The organism is Streptomyces sp. NPDC053431, from assembly GCF_044544925.1.
Classification (GTDB): Bacteria; Actinomycetota; Actinomycetes; order Streptomycetales; family Streptomycetaceae; genus Streptomyces.
Map to the genome: position 1 here is coordinate 317,591 of NZ_JBITXX010000005.1, position 20,465 is coordinate 338,055.

General features: G+C 73.8%; 18 protein-coding genes and 2 pseudogenes. 12 read left to right on the forward strand and 8 right to left on the reverse strand.

The genetic code is table 11. The features are described from left to right. The first annotated feature begins 38 nt into the window (after positions 1-38). The 7 genes and pseudogenes from ACIGXE_RS16035 (at position 39) to ACIGXE_RS16065 (ending at position 7,729) form a co-directional block, all read left to right on the forward strand. Complete coding sequence (locus ACIGXE_RS16035) at positions 39-2,135, forward strand: SpoIIE family protein phosphatase (RefSeq protein WP_399747614.1); 2,097 nt, start codon at positions 39-41, stop codon at positions 2,133-2,135. Positions 2,136-2,293: 158 nt separating this feature from the next. Beyond that, positions 2,294-3,166, forward strand: coding sequence for an Fpg/Nei family DNA glycosylase (locus tag ACIGXE_RS16040; RefSeq protein WP_399747616.1), 873 nt, complete (start codon positions 2,294-2,296; stop codon positions 3,164-3,166). A gap of 10 nt (positions 3,167-3,176) precedes the next feature. Continuing rightward, positions 3,177-3,410: pseudogene (locus tag ACIGXE_RS16045) on the forward strand (LytR/AlgR family response regulator transcription factor); the annotation flags it as partial. A 351-nt stretch (positions 3,411-3,761) separates the two neighbouring features. After that, positions 3,762-4,268, forward strand: a pseudogene (locus ACIGXE_RS16050) (LytR/AlgR family response regulator transcription factor); the annotation flags it as partial. A gap of 92 nt (positions 4,269-4,360) precedes the next feature. After that, positions 4,361-4,765 carry a hypothetical protein gene (locus ACIGXE_RS16055; RefSeq protein WP_399747618.1) on the forward strand — a complete coding sequence of 135 codons (405 nt, stop codon included), beginning with the start codon at positions 4,361-4,363 and terminating at the stop codon, positions 4,763-4,765. A 10-nt stretch (positions 4,766-4,775) separates the two neighbouring features. Continuing rightward, positions 4,776-6,515: a cation acetate symporter gene (locus tag ACIGXE_RS16060; protein ID WP_399747620.1), complete on the forward strand. Its 1,740-nt coding sequence runs from the start codon at positions 4,776-4,778 to the stop codon at positions 6,513-6,515. Next, positions 6,512-7,729, forward strand: coding sequence for a histidine kinase (locus tag ACIGXE_RS16065; RefSeq protein ID WP_399747622.1), 1,218 nt, complete (start codon positions 6,512-6,514; stop codon positions 7,727-7,729). Before ACIGXE_RS16060 ends, ACIGXE_RS16065 begins: the two co-directional genes overlap by 4 nt. A gap of 15 nt (positions 7,730-7,744) precedes the next feature. On the opposite strand, the gene ACIGXE_RS16070 is transcribed toward ACIGXE_RS16065, so the two are convergent. From ACIGXE_RS16070 to ACIGXE_RS16080, 3 genes are all read right to left on the reverse strand, one after another. Next, complete coding sequence (locus ACIGXE_RS16070) at positions 7,745-8,194, reverse strand: hypothetical protein (RefSeq protein ID WP_399747624.1); 450 nt, start codon at positions 8,192-8,194, stop codon at positions 7,745-7,747. A 184-nt stretch (positions 8,195-8,378) separates the two neighbouring features. Then, the gene (locus ACIGXE_RS16075) at positions 8,379-8,792 is read right to left on the reverse strand and encodes a PaaI family thioesterase (RefSeq protein ID WP_399747626.1); all 414 of its coding nucleotides are present in this window, start codon (positions 8,790-8,792) and stop codon (positions 8,379-8,381) included. Between the two features lie 5 nt (positions 8,793-8,797). Then, a complete protein-coding gene (locus tag ACIGXE_RS16080; RefSeq protein ID WP_399747628.1) occupies positions 8,798-9,385 on the reverse strand; it encodes a sigma-70 family RNA polymerase sigma factor in 588 nt (195 codons plus the stop codon). A 230-nt stretch (positions 9,386-9,615) separates the two neighbouring features. On the opposite strand from ACIGXE_RS16080, the gene ACIGXE_RS16085 reads away from it, so the two are divergent. Together ACIGXE_RS16085 and ACIGXE_RS16090 are read left to right on the forward strand one after the other, a co-directional pair. Continuing rightward, entirely contained in the window at positions 9,616-10,797 is a 1,182-nt protein-coding gene (locus tag ACIGXE_RS16085; RefSeq protein ID WP_399747630.1) for a CapA family protein, read from the forward strand. A 143-nt stretch (positions 10,798-10,940) separates the two neighbouring features. Next, positions 10,941-11,825, forward strand: a complete 885-nt coding sequence (locus ACIGXE_RS16090) for a polysaccharide deacetylase family protein (protein WP_399747632.1) — start codon at positions 10,941-10,943, stop codon at positions 11,823-11,825. Between the two features lie 112 nt (positions 11,826-11,937). Here the strand turns inward: ACIGXE_RS16090 and ACIGXE_RS16095 are convergent, their stop codons facing one another. Then, complete coding sequence (locus ACIGXE_RS16095; RefSeq protein WP_399747634.1) at positions 11,938-12,594, reverse strand: class F sortase; 657 nt, start codon at positions 12,592-12,594, stop codon at positions 11,938-11,940. 406 nt (positions 12,595-13,000) lie between these two features. Between ACIGXE_RS16095 and ACIGXE_RS16100 the strand changes: the two genes are divergently transcribed. Beyond that, positions 13,001-13,531 carry a hypothetical protein gene (locus ACIGXE_RS16100; RefSeq protein WP_399747635.1) on the forward strand — a complete coding sequence of 177 codons (531 nt, stop codon included), beginning with the start codon at positions 13,001-13,003 and terminating at the stop codon, positions 13,529-13,531. 190 nt (positions 13,532-13,721) lie between these two features. Here ACIGXE_RS16100 and ACIGXE_RS16105 read toward each other — a convergent pair whose 3' ends face one another. The 3 genes from ACIGXE_RS16105 to ACIGXE_RS16115 form a co-directional block, all read right to left on the reverse strand. After that, a complete protein-coding gene (locus ACIGXE_RS16105; protein ID WP_399747637.1) occupies positions 13,722-14,282 on the reverse strand; it encodes a hypothetical protein in 561 nt (186 codons plus the stop codon). A gap of 166 nt (positions 14,283-14,448) precedes the next feature. After that, positions 14,449-15,213, reverse strand: a complete 765-nt coding sequence (locus ACIGXE_RS16110) for a hypothetical protein (protein WP_399747639.1) — start codon at positions 15,211-15,213, stop codon at positions 14,449-14,451. Between the two features lie 59 nt (positions 15,214-15,272). Next, complete coding sequence (locus ACIGXE_RS16115; RefSeq protein ID WP_399747641.1) at positions 15,273-15,875, reverse strand: hypothetical protein; 603 nt, start codon at positions 15,873-15,875, stop codon at positions 15,273-15,275. Positions 15,876-16,368: 493 nt separating this feature from the next. Here ACIGXE_RS16115 and ACIGXE_RS16120 point away from each other — a divergent pair, with 493 nt between their 5' ends. Both ACIGXE_RS16120 and ACIGXE_RS16125 read left to right on the forward strand, forming a co-directional pair. Then, positions 16,369-17,181 (forward strand): SAM-dependent methyltransferase, encoded by an 813-nt coding sequence (locus tag ACIGXE_RS16120; RefSeq protein WP_399747643.1) that lies wholly within the window; start codon positions 16,369-16,371, stop codon positions 17,179-17,181. Further along, positions 17,178-19,355 carry a putative bifunctional diguanylate cyclase/phosphodiesterase gene (locus ACIGXE_RS16125; protein WP_399747644.1) on the forward strand — a complete coding sequence of 726 codons (2,178 nt, stop codon included), beginning with the start codon at positions 17,178-17,180 and terminating at the stop codon, positions 19,353-19,355. Before ACIGXE_RS16120 ends, ACIGXE_RS16125 begins: the two co-directional genes overlap by 4 nt. Before the next feature lie 207 nt (positions 19,356-19,562). Here ACIGXE_RS16125 and ACIGXE_RS16130 read toward each other — a convergent pair whose 3' ends face one another. Then, entirely contained in the window at positions 19,563-20,441 is an 879-nt protein-coding gene (locus tag ACIGXE_RS16130) for a LysR family transcriptional regulator (protein ID WP_399747646.1), read from the reverse strand. Positions 20,442-20,465: the final 24 nt, after the last annotated feature.

The window sequence follows — 20,465 nt, forward strand, 5'->3', positions numbered from 1 at the left end:
CCGTGCGCGCGGGCGGGCCTGCGCCTAGCGTGGCCCCCATGAACGCGGGCAGACGGGGCGGGGAGGCGGACGATCGGTGCCGCTGCGAGGCGGGTTCGGCGGGGCCGACCTGTTGCTTCCTTCAGGAGTTCGGCCTGGAGTTCCGGATGGGCAGCTTCGACTGGGACCTGCTCACCGGCCGGATGACCATGGACGAGGGTGCCCTGCGCGTGTTCGACGTGGACCCCGGTGAGTACGACGGCGACCCCGCGTCCCTCGGCTCGCGCGTCCTGTCCGACGAGGGCCGCCGCCTCGACGCCCTGGTCGCCCAGGCCCTCAAGGACGGCAGCGAGCGCTACGGCGCCTACTTCCGCATCCGCACCCGCGCCGGCGTCCAGCGCTGGACGCACACCCAGGGTCTCGTCCGGCGTGACGAGACCGGGCGTCCCTTCCGTATCGTCGGCATCGTCCGGGACGCCTCCGAGGAGCTCACCGAGTCCGCCGCACGGCTCGGCCTCGACGAGGGCCGGCGGCAGCGCACCAGCGTCGTGGAGGGCATGACCGCCGCCCTCGCCCACGCCCGCACCGTCCAGGACATCATCGACCTGCTCAACGACTCCCAGGGACTGGAGCAGTTCGGGGCGGCCAGCCTCGTCATGGGCCTCCTGGAGGCCGGACGCATCCACCTGGTGGCCGAGGGGCCCGCCGGCGCGTTCGTGCCCGGCACCCGGTTCACCCGGGTGGACGAGCCGTACCCCATGAGCGAGGTCGTCCGCACGCTGCGGCCCCGGTTCATCGAGTCGCCCGAGGACTTCGCCGCCTCCTACCCGGTCCTGTGGCCGCACATCAGCGGCCTCGGCATCACCTCCGCCGCCTACCTCCCGCTGATCGCCCAGGCACGCCCCATCGGCGCCCTCGGCCTGCTCTACAGCGACCGCACCGGATTCAGCGCCGACGAGCGCAATCTGCTCGTCGCGCTCGGCAGCTCCATCGCCCAGAGCCTCCAGCGCGCCATGCTCTACGAGCAGGAGCACGACCTCGCCGAGGGCCTCCAGCAGGCGATGCTGCCCCGCCGCATCCCCGACGTCCCCGGCACCCAGATAGCCGTCCGCTACCGCTCCGCCCGGTTCGGGCGGGACATCGGCGGCGACTGGTACGACATCATCCCGCTGCCCGGCGGCCGGGTCGGCGCCGTCATCGGCGACGTCCAGGGCCACGACACCCACGCCTCCGCCGTCATGGGCCAGCTGCGGATCGTGCTGCGCGCGTACGCGGCCGAGGGCCACACCCCCGCCACCGTGATGGCCCGGGCCTCCGTCTTCCTGCACGAGCTCGACACCGACCGCTTCGCCACCTGCACGTACGCCGAGGCCGACCCCGGCACCGGACTCGTCCAGATCGTCCGCGCCGGCCATGTCGACCCGCTCGTCCAGGAATCCGACGGCAGCGCCCACCGGCTCCCCGTCGAGGGCGGTCTGCCGCTCGGGCTCTCCGCCGAGTTCGGGCGGCTCGACTACCCCGTCACGACCGCCGAGCTCGACCCGGGCCAGACCTTGCTCCTGTACACCGACGGGCTGGTCGAGAAGCCGGGCGCCGACCTCGACGAAGGGCTCCAGTGGCTCTCCTCGCTGGTCAAGCGCGGCCCGCGCGACCTCGCCCAGCTCGCGGACCACCTCTGCGACGTCGTCGACGAGCGTGGGGGCGAGGACGACGTGGCGGTCCTGCTGCTGCGCCGTGAAGGCCTTCACGCGCCGCAGGCCGGCGGCCGTCTCCAGCAGCACGTCGGCCAGAACGACCCCGAGGCGCTCAGCTCCGCCCGCCACATGATCCGGGCCGCCGTACGGGCCTGGGGCGCGGCCGGCCGCTCCGACGAGATAGAGCTCGTCGCCGACGAGCTGGTGACCAACGCCCTGATGCACACCGACGGCGGCGCCATCGTGACCCTGCGGATGCTCGCCGGCCCCGACCGCCGTCTCCGCGTCGAGGTCGAGGACCGCTCCAGCGCCCTCCCGCGCCGCCGCGAGGCCGGCGACTCGGGCGTCTCGGGCCGCGGCCTGCTGCTCGTGGACCGCATCTCCGATCTGTGGGGCGTGGAGCCGCGCGGCAGCGGCAAGTGCGTCTGGTGCGAGTTCGTCACGGAGGAACCGGAGCACTGACCGGGGAGGGCCCCGCTGCTCGGCCCGACAGGCGCCCGCCCGCTCGGCCCGACAGGCGCCCGCCCGGCCCGCCGCCGCGCGTTCCGTCGCGTGCTCCTCGTGCCCGCCGCCGCGCGTTCCGACGGGCGTTCGCCGCGCCCGTGCGGCAGGGTGGGGGCATGCCCGAACTGCCCGAGGTCGAAGCCCTCCGCGAGTTCCTCGACAGCCACCTCGTGGGCAAGGAGATCGCCCGTGTGCTGCCGGTCGCGATCAGTGTGCTCAAGACGTACGACCCGCCGCTGAGCGCCCTCGAAGGCGCCCGCGTGACGGGCGTCGCCCGGCGCGGCAAGTTCCTCGACATCGCCACCGAGGGCCCGGCCGGGGAACTGCACCTGGTCACTCACCTCGCCCGGGCCGGCTGGCTGCAGTGGAAGGACCCGCTGCCCTCCGGCTTCCCGAAGCCCGGCAAGGGGCCGCTGGCGCTCAGGACCGCGCTCACCGAAGGCGACGGATTCGACCTCACCGAGGCCGGCACCACCAAACGCCTCGCCGTACACCTCGTCCGCGACCCCGCCGAAGTGCCCGGCGTGGCCCGCCTCGGGCCCGACCCGCTCGCCCCGGACTTCGACCTCGCCGCCTTCGGTGCCCTGCTCGCGGGCGAACGGCGCCAGATCAAGGGCGCCCTGCGCGACCAGAGCCTCATCGCGGGCATCGGCAACGCCTACAGCGACGAGATCCTGCACGCCGCCAAGATGTCCCCGTTCAAGCCCACCCAGAACCTCGGCCCCGAGGAGACCGCCGCCCTGTACACGGCGATGCGCACCACGCTCTCCGAGGCCGTCGAACGCTCCCACGGACTCGCCGCCGGCAAGCTCAAGGCCGAGAAGAAGAGCGGGCTCCGGGTCCACGGCCGCACCGGCGAGGCCTGCCCGGTCTGCGGGGACACCGTCCGGGAGGTCTCCTTCGCCGACTCCTCCCTCCAGTACTGCCCCACCTGCCAGACCGGCGGCAAACCGCTCGCCGACCGCCGCATGTCGAAACTCCTGAAATAGACTCCCGCGCATGCTGCGCGTACTGGCCGTCGACGACGAGGCGCCGGCCCTCGGGGAGCTCCTCTACCTGCTGCGGGCCGACCCCCGGGTGCGTACCGCCGAGGGCGCGGGCGACGCCACCGAGGCGCTGCGCCGGATCGGGCGCGCCCTGGAGAGCGGGCCCGAGGGGGAGGACGGCATCGACGTCGTCTTCCTCGACATCCACATGCCCGGCCTGAGCGGACTCGACCTGGCGCGGATGTGGGGGTCCCCCCGGCCGGAGGCGGAGTCGGCCTCCGCCCGCCCGGAAGCGGAGGCAGACCGCGCTCGGGCGGAGGACGGTGGAGGCGCCGCCCGTCCGGAGGGCGGCGGGGACTCGGCTCGGTCGGAGGCCGGGGGAGGCTCGGCTCGACCGGAGGGCGGCGGAGGTCACGCCCATCCGCAGTCGGGCGGAGGTTCGGCTCGACGAGACGCCGGGGGAGGCCCGGCCCATCCGGAGTCGGGCGGAGGTTCGGCTCGACGAGAGGCCGGCGGAGGCGCGGCCCGTCAGGAAGCCGGCGGAGGATCGGCTCGTCCGGAGGCCGGCGGAGGCTCAACTCGACCCGAGGCCGGCGGCGGCCCCGTCCGCCCGCCGCTCGTCGTCTTCGTCACCGCCCACGAGGGCTTCGCCGTCCAGGCCTTCGACCTGGAGGCCGTCGACTACGTCCTCAAGCCCGTCCGCCGCGAACGCCTCGCCGAGGCCGTCCGTCGCGTGCACGAACTCGTGCACGCCACCGCGCAGACGCCCGCGCCCGAGCAGATCCCCGTCGAACTCGGCGGCGTCACCCGCTTCGTGTCCGTCGACGACATCGCGTACGTGGAGGCGCACGGCGACTACGCCCGCCTGCACACCGCGCACGGCAGCCACCTCGTCCGCATCCCGCTGTCCACCCTGGAGGAGCGGTGGGCCGCCCGCGGTTTCGTCCGCATCCACCGCAGCCATCTCGTGGCCCTCGGCCGCATCGACGAGCTCCGCCTCGACGGCGGCGCGACCTCGGTGCGCGTCGGCGACGCCGAGCTCGCCGTCTCCCGCCGGCACGCCCGCGACCTGCGCGAGCTCCTCATGCGCCGCGCCGGCGGCTGAGGCCGGGCGGCGCCCCGGGGCACCCCTACCCGCCCCCGGTCCCTTCCGCTTACACTCCACGGGCCCACCCGACCGTGAGGGAGCGGACGCCGATGTCCGAGCACCACCCTGCCCCGGCCTCCGGCCGGGGGGACCCGCATCGCCGGCCCCGGCGCGAGACCGTCACCCACGCCTCGGCCGTGGGCGGCGCGGCGCTGCCCCGGCCCCGTCCCCATCACGCGCCCGCCCGCTCCGAGATCAGCGAGCAGACCACCCTCGGCCACACCTACGTGCGCTCCCTGATGCGCAGCCAGCTGCGCGCCGCCCTCACCGGACTCGGCGCGCTCGTCCTGCTCGTCGGCTCGCTGCCGCTGCTGCTCGCGCTGCCCGCCCCCGAGGCCGTCGTGTGGGCGGTGCTCGGCGTCGGCGTCCACCCGGTCGTCTGGGCCGTCGCCCACTGGTACGTCCGGCGCGCCGAGCGGAACGAGCGCGACTTCACCGGCCTCGTCGAGCGGTGACGCCGGGCGCATGAACCACAGTTACGCCGTCGCCGCCGTCACCGTCGTCGTCCTCGCCACCGTCCTCATCGGCGGCCTCGGCCTGCGGATCTCCCGCACCACGTCCGACTTCTACGTGGCCTCCCGCACGGTCGGCCCGCGCCTCAACGCGGCCGCCATCAGCGGCGAGTACCTGTCCGCCGCCTCCTTCCTCGGCATCGCCGGGCTCGTTCTCGTCCAGGGCCCCGACATGCTCTGGTACCCGGTCGGCTACACCACCGGCTACCTCGTGCTGCTGCTCCTGGTCGCGGCCCCGCTGCGCCGCTCCGGCGCGTACACCCTCTCCGACTTCGCCGAGGCCCGGCTGGAGTCCCCGCAGGTCCGCCGGCTCGCCAGCCTCTTCGTCGTCGGCATCGGCTGGCTCTACCTGCTGCCCCAACTCCAGGGTGCCGGGCTCACCCTGGAGATCCTCACCGGCGCCCCGGACTGGCTCGGCGGACTCGTCGTCGCGCTGGTCGTCACCGGCATCGTCGCCGCGGGCGGGATGCGCAGCATCACCTTCGTGCAGGCCTTCCAGTACTGGCTCAAGCTCACCGCCCTGCTGGTCCCGGTGTTCTTCCTCGTCGCCGCCTGGTACGGGGACGGCACCCCGCGCGCCCGGTTCGACGCCCCCGCCGTCTTCCGCGTGCACACGGCCGTCCGGGTCGACGACACGGTACGGATCGAGGTCGACGCCCCGCTGACGCTCACGGTCACCGGCAGCGTGGACGACCGGGCGTACGAGCGGGCCACGGTCACCCTGCGCCCCGGCACCCACCGGGTCGAGCGGGGCACGCGACTGGCCTTCCCCGCCGGGGCGCCCGTCCCCGCCCGCGCCGCCGAGGGCGCCGACCCCCTCGGCTGGTCCCAGCCCCTCGCGGGCGGGCGGGACGGGCATCAGCTGTACGCCACGTACGGGCTGATCCTCGCCACCTTCCTCGGCACCATGGGCCTGCCGCACGTCGCCGTCCGCTTCTACACCAGTCCGCACGGCCGCGCCGCCCGCCGCACCACGCTGGTCGTCCTCGGCCTGGTCGGCGTCTTCTACCTGCTGCCGCCGCTGTACGGGGCGCTGGGCCGGATCTACGCGCCCGAACTGGCCCTGACCGGGGCGGCCGACGCCGCCGTGCTCGTCCTGCCGGAACGGCTGCTCGGCGGGGTCCTCGGCGACCTGCTCGGCGCGCTCCTCGCGGGCGGCGCCTTCGCCGCCTTCCTGTCGACCGCCTCCGGGCTCACCATGTCGGTCGCCGGGGTCCTCACCCAGGACGTGCTGCCCTCCCGGGGCGTCCGGCACTTCCGGCTCGCGACCCTGCTCGCCACCGCCGTACCGCTGACCGCGGGGATCCTCGCCTCGAAGGTACCGGTCGCCGACGCGGTCGGGCTGGCCTTCGCGGTCTCCGCCTCCTCCTTCTGCCCGCTGCTGGTGCTCGGCATCTGGTGGCGGCGGCTCACCCCGCCGGGCGCGGTCGCCGGGCTGCTGCTCGGCGGCGGCTGCGCGCTCACGGCCGTGATGGCCACCCGGGCCGGGCTGCCGCCCGAGGGCTGGCCGCACACCCTGATGGCCTGGCCCGCCGTCTGGTCGGTGCCGCTCGGCTTCCTCGGCATGATCCTGGTGTCCCTCGCGACCCCGCGCAGCATCCCGGCCGGGACGCCCGGCATCCTGGCCCGGCTGCACCTGCCGGAGGAGTTCAGCGGGCGCCCGGAGGTCCCGGTGCGGGGGATCGAGCGGTGAGCGGCGGCGCGTCGGCCGCGGCGGCCGTCGTCGGCGCCGTGCTGCTCGCGGCCGGGTTCGCGCTCGGCCGGATCACCGCGCGGCGGGGGCGGCGAGCGGCCGACCTCGACCTCGGGACCCCCGTCGAACGGGCCACCTTCCACACCCTGCACACCGCCTCGCTCGCCGCGCCCCCGCTGCGCGCGGGGCTCACCGAGGAGACGGCCGGCAAGGCGGCCGGCCGGCTGCGCTCCCTGCTCGGCACCGAGGCGCTGTGCCTCACCGACCGGACCGCCGTCCTCGCCTGGGACGGCCCCGGGGACGGGCATCACCGCGAGGCCGTGATGGAACTGGTCGCGGAGACCCTCGCCTCGGGCCGCAGCCGCTCCGCGCACACCGGCCGCGCCGGCGACTGCGCCGAGGCCGAATGCCCGCTGCGCTGGGCCGTGGTCGCCCCGCTGACCGGCGAGGACGGGGTGCTCGGCGCGCTCGTCGCCTACGGCTCGCGGGAGTCGGCGGTCCTGGTGCGGGCCGCGACGGAGGTGGCCCGCTGGGTGTCCGTCCAGCTGGAGCTGGCCGAGCTGGACCGGTCCCGAACCCGGATCGTCGAGGCCGAGATCAGGGCCCTGCGCGCCCAGATCTCCCCGCACTTCATCTTCAACTCCCTGGCCGCCATCGCCTCGTTCGTCCGCACCGACCCGGAGCGGGCCCGCGAACTGCTCCTGGAGTTCGCCGACTTCACCCGCTACTCCTTCCGGCGGCACGGCGAGTTCGCCCAGCTCGCCGACGAACTGCGAGCCATCGAGCAGTACTTGGCGCTCGCCGGGGCACGCTTCGGCGACCGGCTCACGGTCACCCTGCGGATCGCGCCCGAGGTGCTGCCGGTGACCCTGCCCTTCCTCTGCCTGCAGCCGCTGGTGGAGAACGCGGTCAAGCACGGCCTGGAGGACTCCGCCCACGGCTGCCGGATCGTGATCGCGGCCCGTGACGCGGGCGCCGAGGCCGTCGTCACCATCGAGGACGACGGCGTCGGCATGGACCCCGAGCTGCTCCGCGCGGTCCTGCGCGGCGAGCGCCCCTCGGACTCGGGCCTCGGCCTGTGCAACGTCGACGAGCGGCTCCGCCAGGTGTACGGGGCGGAGCACGGCCTCGTCATCGAGACGGGCGTCGGCGCGGGGATGAAGGTGACGGTACGGATCCCCAAGTACCGTGCGGGCGTGCACCCGACGGCCTGACGGGGCCTCCCGCGCTCAGCACAGGTGCAGCGCGAGATGGCTCAGGGCCACGCCCACCTGCCAGGCGGGCAGCCACACCTGGCGGTTCTCGTCCACACCGGTGAGGCCGGCGAGCCCGGCCAGGTCCGCGGCGCGCAGCTCGGTGGCCCGCAGCCGCCGCCAGGTGTCCCGGGCGAGGGCGAGGTCCGGCCCCGGGGTCCCCGCGGCCGGGGCGTCGAGCCGCTCGTCCACCCAGGCGGACCAGGGGTGGTCGTGGGCGGTGCGGCGCAGCCAGGCGTCCGTACCGGCGCCGGACAGCAGGATGGTGAGGGCCAGGGTCCGCACCCCGGCCCGGAACTCCAGCGAACCGGGGGCGACGAGCCCGCTGGTCCGCAACACGTCGTCGGCGACGTACTCGGCGCACAGCCAGTCCATGGGGACGGCGAGCCCGCCCCCGCCGGCGCCGTTCGTGCTCTCGGGCAGCACCGTTTCCACCTTCTCCCGGACGTCCCAGACGAGGCCCCCGGTGACGAGCCTCCTCCGAGAAGAGCGCGCGCGGGGCGCATTCGCTCAACTCGCCCGAGTGGTTTCGGACACGGTCCCCGCCACATCGGTGCAGGTGAGAGCCGTGTGACGGGGGTGAAGTCCGAGGCGGCGGAGGTGTGGAGCCTCAGCCGAGGAGGGCGTAGACCGCCGTCGCGTGGGCGGCGGTCTCCTCCGTGCCCTCGGCGGTCATCGTGATGTCCGCGAAGGCCATCCGCTTGCCGGTCTTGGTCAGCCGTGCCCGCACGAGGACGTCGGTGCCGAGCACGGCGCGCTGGAAGCTGATCGACTGCTGGACGGTGGTCATCGGGACGAAGCCGCCACGGGCGGCGGCGACCGCGATCACGGTCGCCGTGTCGGCGGCGGCCATCAGCGCCTGGCCGGAGAGGCCGCCGCCCTCCCGGGCGAGCCGGTCGGACCAGGGGAGCCGGAGAACGGCCTCGTGCCCGTCGACGGAGGCGACGGTGAGCCCCAGGTCGAGCACCCAGGGGGCGAAGTTGTCGGCGAGGACCTTTTCGGCAGCGGTGAGAGTCAGCGTCACGAGCGTCATTGTGGGGCGACGGCCGGGGGCCGGGCAACGCCCGTGCGGTGGCGGGGCCGGTAGCCGGGCAGCCTGTGGCCGAGCTGGCGCAGGGCGTAGTGCGAGCGGGACTTGACGGTGCCGGCCGGGATGCCGAGGTCGGCGGCGGCCTCGTTGACCGTCAGGCCGTGGAAATAGAGCCGGACGAGGACCGCGCGGTGCTCCGGGCTGAGCCCCCGGACCGCCGCCCGGACGTCGAGCACCGCGTCGGCGGACTCGGTGGCGTCGGCCGGGTCGGCGGTGACGGCGAGCAGGCCGTCGCCGATCTCGGTGGGCCGCGACAGCCGGGAGCGGCGGGCGTCGATGGCGAGCCGCCGGGCCACCGTGAACAGCCACGGCCGCATCGACTCGTAGGACGAGTCGAAGGCCTCGGGATGGAGCCAGGCGCGGACCAGCGTCTCCTGCGCCAGGTCCTCGGCCCGCTGCCGGTCGCCGTGGGTGAGCCCGAGGAGAAAGGCGAGCAGTGCCTGCCCGTGCTCGCGCTGGAGCTCCTTCAGTGCCCGCTCGTCGGTGGTCGCCCTTGATGCCGTCGTTGCCGTCAGTGCCCTCGTCATACCGCCGTATCCGAACGCATCCGCTCGCCGAGGGACAGGGAACGGACAGCGGTATGCGACGAACGGTCGCACCGAGCGGTGAATGGTAGGGCGAACGGGCGGGCGGAAGCGGTGCGTCCGATTCAGCGGGGTTTCCCCTGAGTCGCGGCATTGACCCTTGACTGGGGCTTGTCTCCCCTGTGAATTCGCAGGACCAGATGTTTGTCCTACGAATCGGCGGAGCCTGGCAGATGACCCCACGCACCAGACCCGGCGCGGCGGCCCTCGCCGTCGTCCTGCTCACCACGGCCACCGGCTGCGCCGCCGCCGACCGCTCCACCGCGGGGCAGGGTCGGCCCCCGGAGCACCCCGTGGCCCCCGGGGCGGCGTCCGCGCCGGCCCCCTTCACCCTCGTCGCCTCCGGCGACGTCCTGCCGCACGACTCGATCATCCGGCAGGCCGCCGTCGACGCGGGCGGCGCCGGCTACGACTTCCGCCCCATGTTCTCCGGCGTCAGGTCCGTCGTCTCGAGCGCCGATCTGGCGATCTGTCACATGGAGACCGTCTACGGCGAGCAGGGCGGGCCCTACACCGGCTACCCCGCCTTCAAGTCGCCGCCCGAGATCGCCGTCGCGCTCAAGGAGACCGGCTACGACTCCTGCTCCACCGCCTCCAACCACACCCTCGACGACGGCGCCGGCGGTCTGCGCCGCACGCTCGACGCGCTCGACAAGGCGGGCGTGCGGCACGCCGGCTCGGCGCGTACCGCCGAGGAAGCCGCCCGGCCCACCCTGCTCAGGGCCGGCGGCGCGACCGTCGCCCAGCTGGCCTACACGTACGACACCAACGGCTATCCGCTGCCCGAGGGGCAGCCCTGGGCCGTCAACCTGATCGACGAGCAGAAGATCCTCTCCGACGCCCGGGCCGCGCGGAAGGCCGGCGCCGACGTCGTGGTCGTCTCCGTCCACTGGGGCACCGAGTGGCAGTCCGCCCCGGACAAGCGCCAGCTCACCCTCGGCCGCACGCTCACCGCCTCCCGTACCGGCGACCGTCCCGACATCGACCTGGTCATCGGCACGCACGCCCATGTGCCGCAGGCCTACGAGAAGGTCAACGGCACGTGGATCGTCTACGGCATGGGCGACCAGATCGCCGGCGACATGATCAATTACGAGGGCGCCCACGACCGTCGCGGCAACGAGGGCACCCTCGCCCGCTTCACCTTCACCCCGCCTGCCGCAGGCGGCGGCCGCTGGCAGGTGACCAAGGCCGAGTTCGTCCCGCAGTACTTCGACACCGCGCGCGGGCGGGTGGTGAACCTCAACGAGGCGATCGGGAAGGGCGAGCTCCGGTACACCGAACCGCGCGACGCCATCCGCGACGTCGTCCTCAGCCGGGGCGCCGCCCAGGAGGGTCTGACCATGGCCGACTGACCACCCGTCCGCCGGCGTCGATCGAGTTGCCGGTTCCGTCGCGCCGACGGTCGTCCAGGGCGGGTTCGGCTTATCAGGTGTTTTCGCGGGGGTGGGTGGTGTCGCTGCGTCGAGGGTGACGTCGTCCGTACGAACCATTGGTCATGAAAAAGGATGAGACGACCACAGGGCGCCGGTCGCTGCTCCGCCTCGCCGCCGCCCTCGGTGCCACCGCCGCCGTCGGCGTCTTCGCCACGGACCGCCTCACCGGCCCCGACGCCCCCGCCCCGGAGGCCGCCCCCGGCGCGGCGCCCCCCGCCCCGCCGCAGGCGCCGCCCGCCCCCGGCACGACGGGGCCGCAGGCCCGGGCCGCCCGGCTGCGCCCGGCCGCGTACCGGCTCCAGCCGATGACCGGCTACGCGCCGCCCGCCTTCCGCAAGGCGATGCCCCCGGTCAGGACCCGGCCCTTCCTCCATCTGACCGGTGTCGGACGCTCGATGGTGCTCACCTTCGACGACGGGCCCGACCCGCGCTACACCCCGGAGATCCTCGCCATCCTGCGGCGCTACGACTGCCGCGCGATGTTCTTCGTGTGCGGCGAGATGGCGGTCGACAACCAGGACCTGCTCAAGGAGATGGCCGAGGACGGGCACGTCGTCGGCAACCACTCCTGGTCCCATCCGCTCATCCCCAAACTGCGCCCCTCCCGCATCCGCCAGGAGCTCGGCACCACGAGCGACGTCATCGAACACGCCCTCGGCGCCCCGCCGCTGTGGTACCGGGCGCCCTACGGGGCCTGGAACAAGCTCTCCTTCGAGATCGGCGCCGAGCTCGGCATGGAGCCGCTCGCCTGGACCGTCGACACCCTCGACTGGCAGGTGCCGCCCACCGACAGCATCGTCCGCCGCGTCCTGAACGGCGCCGGACCCGGGGTCGTCGTCCTCAACCACGACGCGGGCGGCAACCGCTCGCACAGCGTCGCCGCGCTCAAGCGCTACCTGCCCGAACTCCTCGACTCGGGCTACAGCATCACCGTCCCGCGGCGCTGAGCGGGGCCCGGCCGAGCCCCGAAGGCCCGGAGCCCCGGCGCTGGTGAGCGCCGGGGCTCCGGGCCGTGCGGTGTCCGGTTCTTCGTTTTCTCTCCGTTCCCGCTCCGTCGGGCTAGCGCGAGCCCACCATCCGGGCGTAGACGACCACGTTGCCGTCGTACCCGTGCGCCCGCGAGTAGCCGCCGCCGCAGGTGATCACCCGCAGCTCGGGCTCGCCGGTGTCCGCGTAGACCTGCACCGGGAAGTCGTTCTTCGCGTAGACGTCGACCCCGTAGATCTCGAAGACGGCCACCCGGCCGTCGTAGCGCTCCACCTCGATGTGCTGACCGCGCTGCAGGGAGCCCAGGCCGTAGAACACCGCGGGCCCCGCCAGGTTGTCGACGTGGCCAACGACGACCGAGGTGCCGCGCATGCCCGGGGCGATGCCGTTCTGGTACCAGCCGGCGAGGTTGGCCTCCTGGGGCGGCGGAGCGGCGATCCAGCCGTTGTCGTCCAGACCGACGTCGATGACGGGGGCCGCCACCCGGAGGGCCGGGATCTTGATCCGCGAGGCCGGGGCGAAGGGCAGCGGCTCCAGGCCGAAGCTCGTGGGGGCCGGGGCGACCGGGCGGGCGACCGGGCGGGCCGCCGCGGTGGGCTGGGGCGGGCCGGACTCGAAGCCGACCCCGTTGCGCATTATGGCCACCCCGGAGAGCATGACGAGGGCCAGGGCGCCCCAGGGCTGGCGTCTCCTGGCGGCTTCGAGGAAGCTGAAGTCCTTGGGGCTCATCGTTCTCCCGGGCTCATGGTTCTCCCTTGGTGCGTCACGGGAACGGTAAGGGCGCGCGCGGAAACCGGCGCGCGGAGCGGGGCGAACGGGTGGCGGCCGTCCGAGCGGCCCGCGTCCGGGCCGGCGAGGGGACCCGTGCGGCGGCGCCCGAGCGGTGCCGGCGGAGGGTGCGCCCGGGCGACCGGGTGATGACCCGTCCGAGTAATCGTCAGATCATCGCCCCGACGTCGTGTGACCTGCGGTTCCGTCAGGTGCTCACCCCCGTTCGGCCGAGGGCGGGGCTCACCGGTGTGGCTCAGTGCCGAAATGCGCGCTTCGTCAGCGCTTGTGATGGTTCGTCATGGAAGGCGTACTCGTCGATTCTCCCGGAGCACCGCTTTGGGGCGCCTTCAGTGGAGGTTCAACCATGCGTGCTGTACGCACTCTGGCGGTGACGGCGACCGCGTTCGCGGCGCTCGGGCTCGCGGCCCCCCTCGCCACCGCCACCTCTGGGCCCAGCAGCGTGACCGCCGACTCCTTCCGGGCCCCCGGGGGTGGCGACAACTCCAACGGCGTCACCGTCTCCCCGTTCGCGGTCCACCAGGGGTCGATCCTCACGATCACCGTCAGGGGGTGCGCGGGGGGCACGGTCACCTCCAGCGCCTTCGCGACCACCACCCTCTCCGCCGCCGTCAACGGCGTGTCCACGGCCACCGCCCGCATCTTCAACAACGCCACGCCCGGCCAGTACCAGCTGACCGTCCAGTGCAACAACGGCCGGACGCTCACCCAGTCCTTCCGCGTGCTGCCCGGCCAGGGCGCGCAGGGCGGTCTCGGCGGCTCGCTCGCGCCGAGCTCCGTGGAGATGGCCGTCGGCGGCTCCCTCGTCGCCGCCGCCGCGCTCGGCGGGGGCATGTTCATCATCCGTCGTCGCCGGACGGCCCGCGCGGGGATCTGACCGGTCGAACCTCCCGGCCCCGGTGGACCCGCAACACCCGTCGCCCCCGGACCCTTTGAGGGTTCGGGGTCGACGGGCGTCGCGGAACGGTTTCGTCGTCGGGCTCGTCGAACCCGTCGGGCCTGCCGGACCCGGCGGGCGTCGACGCGGCGGCGGGCGTGGTGCGGGCCGGGAGGCACCGCCCGCGCCGTCAGTGCCGCCGGCCTGCGGCCGACCTGCGGCGGATCACGTAGACCAGACCGCCCGCCGCGACGAGCACCATGGCGCCGCCGGCCGCCATCGTCCAGCCGTTCGTCGCGTCGACCGAGCCGCCCAGACCGCCGGCGACCCCGCGCGGCGTCGCCGGGCGGAGCGTCGAGAGCGAGGTGGCGGTCGCGGTCGCGCCGCCGGTGATGGTCAGGTCGACGTTGCCCTGGATGCCGCCCGTGCAGTTGAAGGAGACCGTGTAGACGGCGCCGCGCTTGGCGTCGGTGTCGACCGTGGCGGTGGCCGCGGAGCCCGGTGCGATCGTGACGGTGTCGAAGATGCCGGCCGAGGCCGTCGCCGTGCTGGCGCAGCCCGGGGCGCTGAGGGTGATCCGGCCGCCCGGGGCGACGAAGGCGGGGGAGACGACGAAATCGCCCACTTGCTTCGCGACGGGCGCCCGCGGGACCGGCGCCGGGGCGCCGTCGGCGGCGACGGCCAGGGGGGCGGCCAGGGCGAGGGTGGCCGCCCCCAGCAGAGCGGTGGACGCGGCACGTATCGCGTGCATGGTGAATCCTCCGGGTCCCCGAGGAGCAGCTGCGGAAGGTTTTTCCACATTTGGCATGAGATGCGCCTCGATGCCGGCAACGCTAGGGGCCCTTTATCACAACCGCGATCCCAGACGCGCGAATGGGGCACCGAGGTCCCCCGCCCGGCCCATCGGTGTCCCCGGGTCAGCCCACGAGCTGCGGGAACAGGTCGGTGAACGGCGCGGCCGTCGCCGCGATGCCCCGGCCGAACGGCGCGTCGAAGTCCCAGATGAGGAAGAGCAGGAAGGCGATGAGCGCGCTGAACAGGCCGGCCAGCAGTACCTCCCGGCCGGTGCGCCGGATCTGCAGGGTGAAGATGAGGCCCACCGTCACCAGGGCGCCGATGATGAGCCCGAACCACACCACGCCCGGCATCGTCGCGCCCGCGTTCTGTCCGCGCGCGCCACGGGCGTCGTCGGCGACCGCCACCTGGTCCACGAGCGGCTGGTAGGCCTGGCCCTCGAAGTCGTTGGCGGGCTGGTAGTCGGTCACGCTGCGGCGGACCTTCTCCAGGAGCTCCGTCCCGGTGTCGCTGAGCGCGCTGTGGTTCGACATGTACGGGAACTCGTCGTGGACGACGTAGGTCACGTACGCGTCGACGTCGGCCCGGATCCTGTCGCGTACGGCCGGCGGGTAGACCTGGGCGCGCGCGGAGATCTCGTGCAGGGCCTGCGCCTCCTGACGCACGGTCTCCTGGGCGGCGCTGCGGGCCTCCCAGACGCCGGCGATGGCGAGGCCGAGGACGATGGCGTACACCACGCCGATCATCATCGTCATGTACTCGATGACGTCGGGGGTCTCACTGGGGTCGTCGTCCTCGGGGAGTCTGCGGTGGTTGATGACGACGATGGTCAGCACGACGGCGCACGCGGCGGCCATCGCGAGGGACAGGACAAGCCATTCGGACAAGGTTTCCTCCGTTGGCCGAGCGGGGCTCGGCGGACATGAGAGCCCGGCGGTGACGGGCGTCAGCGGGAGCGGGGGCGCAGGATCGCCGTCGCGAGCACCGCGGGCGCGGCGATGAGCAGGGTCGTGGTGAGCACGTTCGGGGCGCTCTTCGGCTTGACCCTGGCCGTGCGCCGGTAGTGCGGCAGGGCGACCGGGCCCGGGGCCGGCGGGGCCGGCCGTACGGTCGGCGGCGCCGACGGCGAGGGGGACGGCGGCGGTGGCGGCGGCGGCTCCGCCTCGGGCGTCCGCGGGGCCGGGCGCGGGCGCACGGGCCTCGGCGCCGGGGCCGGCTTCGGCGGCGGAGCGGGCCGGGTCGTCGGCGGCTCGGGCGCGGGAGTCGGCCTGGGCGTCGGCTTCGGCGGATGCGTGGGGTGGGGCGGGTGCGTCGGGTGCGGTGGATGGGACGGGTGCGGAGGGTGTGAGGGGTGCGGCGGATGGGTGGGGAAGCACGGCCCCCGCCCGGCGGACGCGATCGACACACTCGAACCGTCGGAACCGGTCGAGGCGTAGGCGCACGCGTCGGCGGCCGCGGGTGCGGGCGCCGGGGCGGTGAGGAGCCACACCAGGGCGCCGGCCGCGAGGGGCCGCGCCAGACGCGATCCGTACAGAGGTGACAGAGACACGCCTCGCAGCATGATCATATGGATCGCTCCGGCGGGCCCGAACGGCCCCGGATTCCCCGGATGGTGGGGATCTCGCGCCCCACCGGTTTGACGTTTGGATGTGTTCTGTCGTCTCACGCGTACCCAACGGCGCCAACGCCCTTACCGTTGCGGGCGATTCGGGTGGAATGCACGACCGGCGGCCCCCGTCGGACCGCTCCCGCGGAGAACTGGCCGGTTGTCGCCCTCCCTTGCCGGGCTCCGGGCCGCGCTCAGGGCTTCTGGGCTGTACGGGAGGGGCTTTGCGGAGGCGGCTCCTCCATATGCACGTGAATATGCACGACCTGAAGGCGTGAACTCTTCCTTTCCGGCCGCACGTGCCAATGGCGTGTGACCAAGAACGGATCGCGAATTTCCGTTTCTACTCGCTCTCCAGGCGGGCGATCAGTAGCCTCAGCTCGAACGTAGGCTGCGAACACATGGCCGCATCCATGGCGACTTGATGGAGACTTTGATGGAGCGTCCCGCCTGGGCTCCGCCCGGCATCGATATCTCGGTGCCGAGCGTGTCCCGTATGTACGACTTCTATCTGGGCGGCTCGCACAATTTCGAAGTGGACCGGGAAGCGGCCCGCAAGGCCATGGAGTTCCTGCCGGGGCTCCCCAAGATCATGCAGGCGAACCGTGCCTTCATGCGCCGAGCCGTCCGGTACGCCGTCGCGCACGGCGTCACCCAGTTCCTCGACATCGGCTCCGGGATACCGACCTTCGGCAACGTCCACGAGGTCGCCCAGGCCGCGACCGACGCGGCGCGCGTCGTCTACGTCGACCACGACCCGGTCGCCGTCGCCCACAGCAGGGCCGTGCTCGCCGGCGACACCCGTTCGGCGGTGGTCACCGCGGACCTGCGCAAGCCGCGCGAGATCCTGCACAGCCACGAGGTCGGCGAACTGCTCGACCTCGACCGCCCGGTGGTCCTGCTGCTCGTCGCGGTGCTGCACTTCATGGAGGACGAGGACGAGCCCTTCGCCGCCGTCGCCGAACTCCTCGACGCGCTCGCCCCCGGCAGCCTCCTCGTCCTCACCCACGCCTCCTACGAGGGCATCCCGGTCTCCGAGGAACAGGCGGGCGGCGCCGTCGACGTGTACCGCGACATCCGCAACCCCCTGGTGATGCGCACCCGCGCGGAGATCACCCGCTTCTTCGACGGCACCGGGCTCGTCGAGCCCGGACTCGTACCGATGCCCCTGTGGCGGCCGGACAGCCCCGACGAGGAGGAGGATCCCTTCGCCTTCTCCGGGTTCGCAGGGGTGGGGCGCAAGGCGTGAAGCTGCCCTCCCAGCCGAGCGGTTCGGTGGCCGACGCGGACGGGCCCGAGGACAGACTCAGGCGGTTCGTGACCATCTGGAGCCGGGCCGTGTTCCCGGTCACCGCCACCTCGATGACCCGTCAGGAGTTCGAGCGGCACCTGCTGCCGCCCGCCCGGGAGCTGTCCCGGGCCCTGCACGCCCGGCCCTTCGACACCGCGCCCGCCCACCGCGTCGGCCAGGCGCTGGTGGCCGCCCACTGCACCGACCCCGACGCGCTCGCCCGCAGCCTGGGGGTGGTCGACGCCTACCTGGTGCTGTACTGCGGCGAGGAACAGGACACCGGCACCGAGGAACTCCGGGCCCGCTGCGCCCGGCTCCAGCACGCCATGGCCGCCGGCTTCGCCCAGGCCCTGCGCGAGCGCACCCTCGTCGAGCAGGAGTCCATCGCCCACTCGGCGCTCTCCGCCCGCAGCGCCGCCGAACTCGCCCTGCACGCCACCGAGAGCCGCTTCCGCGCGGTCTTCGACGGCGCCGCGATCGGCATCGGCATCGCCGACCTCGACGGCAACGTCCTGGAGGTCAACGAGACCCTCACCCGGATGTTCGGCGGCCTGGAGCAGACCGTCCTCAGCCGCAACATCGTCGAGTGGTCGCATCCCGAGGACGGCCCGCACGTCTGGCGGCTCTACGACGAGCTGGTACGCGGCGAGCGCGAGCACTACCGGGTCGAGAAGCCGTACTACCGCGGCGACGGCACCGTCCTGTGGACCAACCTCACCGTCTCGCTGCTGCGGGACGCCGCCGGCGCCCCCCAGTACCAGCTGGCGCTGATGGAGGACACGACCGAACGGCGCCTGCTCAACCTGCGGCTGCGGTACGAGGCCACCCACGACGCCCTCACCGGGCTGCCCAACCGGACGCTGTTCTTCGAACGCCTGGAGAAGGCCCTCGGCCCGGCCGGGGACACCCGCTTCGGCCTGTGCTACCTCGACCTCGACGGCTTCAAGGTCGTCAACGACAGCCTCGGCCACTCCACCGGCGACCGGCTCCTCGTCGAGGTCGCCGACCGGCTGCAGAGCTGTGTCACCGCGCCCGGCGAGATGGTCGCCCGGCTCGGCGGCGACGAGTTCGTCGCCCTCACCACCGGGGCCGGCACCGAACGCAAGGTCGCCGAGCTCGCCGACCGGATGCTCGCCGCCCTGGCCGCCCCGATCAGCGTCGACGGGCGCGAGCTGACCGTGCGCGGCAGCGTCGGCGTGGTCGAGGGACCGGCGGGGGAGCGGACCGCGGCCGAGGTGCTGCGCAGCGCCGACATCACCATGTACCGGGCCAAGTCGGCGGGCGGCAACCGCTTCGAGTACGCCGACGCCGAGGCCGACGCCCGCGCCATCACCCGGCACGGGCTCACCACCGCGCTGCCCGCCGCCCTGGAGCGCGGCGAGTTCTTCATCGAGTACCAGCCGCTGGTCCACCTCGGCGACGGCAGCGTGCACGGCGCCGAGGCGCTCGTGCGGTGGTGCCACCCGCAGCACGGGGTGCTCGGCCCGGACCGCTTCATCCCGCTCGCCGAGAACACCGGCCTCATCGTGCCGCTGGGCCGCTGGGTGCTCCAGGAGGCCGTGCGGCAGGCCCGGTTCTGGCAGGACGAGGCCCCCGGCGGCCGCAAGGCCACCGGCCCGCTGCGCATCAACGTCAACCTGTCGCCGACCCAGCTGCACCACCCGGGCCTGGTCGCCGAGACGGTCGACGTCCTGGAGCGCTCCGGGCTCGAACCGGGCGCGCTGTGCCTGGAGGTGACCGAGTCGGCCCTCATCGGCGCCGACGACGACCTGCTGAAGCCGCTGCGGCAGCTCGCCGAGATGGGGGTGGACATCGCCCTCGACGACTTCGGCACCGGCTACTCCAACCTGGCCAACCTGCGCCGCCTGCCGGTGAGCGTCCTCAAACTGGACCGTTCCTTCACCCAGGGCATGCAGCAGCACCCGGCGGATCCGGTCGACCTCAAGATCGTCGAGGGAATCGTGCAGCTGGCCCACAGCCTGGAGCTCGCGGTCACGGTCGAGGGCGTGGAGACGGGGGCCCAGGCCCAGCAACTGCGCGAGCTTGGCTGCGACACGGCCCAGGGCTGGTACTACGCCCGTCCGGGCGCCCCGGACCGCATCCACGCCCTGGTCCTCGCGGACGCCACCTGACCCGACCTCTGCCCCTTCCCCTGCCCCTTCCCCTGCCCCTTCCCCTCCCGACCGGGCGGCGCCCACCCTCCCACCGGGCTCCGCCCGTCGCCCCCTGTCCGCGCCGTGGGCTGCGCCCGGCGCCCGCAGTCCTCGTTGTGGGCAGTCGTTCCGCTGGGGCGGATGGTCTGGGGAAGCAAAGGGGTTCGGGTCCGGGAAGTGGAGGGTTCAGGTTCGCTGGAGGAGGAGTTTCTGGAGTTCGCGGGCCGCTCGTGGGGGTGCCACGTCGCTGCGGTGCGCCAGCGCGATCGTGCGGCGCAGGCCCGGCCCCGCGAGGGGCGTGACGCGCAGGTCGCGGCCCGCCCGCCCGGCGACCATCGTGGGGACGACGGCCAGGCCCAGCCCCGCCCGTACGAAGCCCAGCACCGCGTCCATCTCGCCGCCCTCCACCGTGAACGAGGGCTCGAAGCCCTCCGCCCGGCAGGCCGCGACGGTCAGCTCCCGCAGGTCGTAGCCGTGCCGGAACATCACCAGGGGCTGGTCGCGCAGATCCGCGATCCGCACCGGCCGGCGCGGCGCGGGCGCGGACGCCGAGGAGACCACCACCAGGTCCTCGGTCAGCAGCTCCACCGTGGTCAGGGCCGGTGACGGGCTCGGCAGCGGCAGCACCACCAGCGCCAGGTCGAGCGCGCCGCGCGCCAGCTCCCGGACGAGGTCGTGGGAGCCGCCCTCCTCGATGAGCAGCTGGATCCCGGGATGCTGGTCGTGGAAGGCGCGCAGCACGTCCGGCAGCAGCCCCGTGCACAGGCTGGGCGTCGCCCCCAGCCGGACCCGCCCGCGCCGGAGCTGCACCAGCTCCTGCACCTCGTGCCGCGCCGTGTCGGTGTCCGCGAGGATCCGGCGCGCCAGCGGCAGCAGCGCCTCCCCCGCGTCGGTCAGCGTGATGTTCCCGCGCGCCCGGCTGAACAGCTCCGCGCCCAGCTCCTGCTCCAGCGCCTTGATCTGCTGCGAGAGCGAGGGCTGCGAGACGTGGACGCGCTCGGCGGCCCGGGTGAAGTGGCGGGTCTCGGCGACGGCCACGAAGTAGAGGAGCTGCTGGAACTGCATGACACCAGCCTATCCCCGCCCATA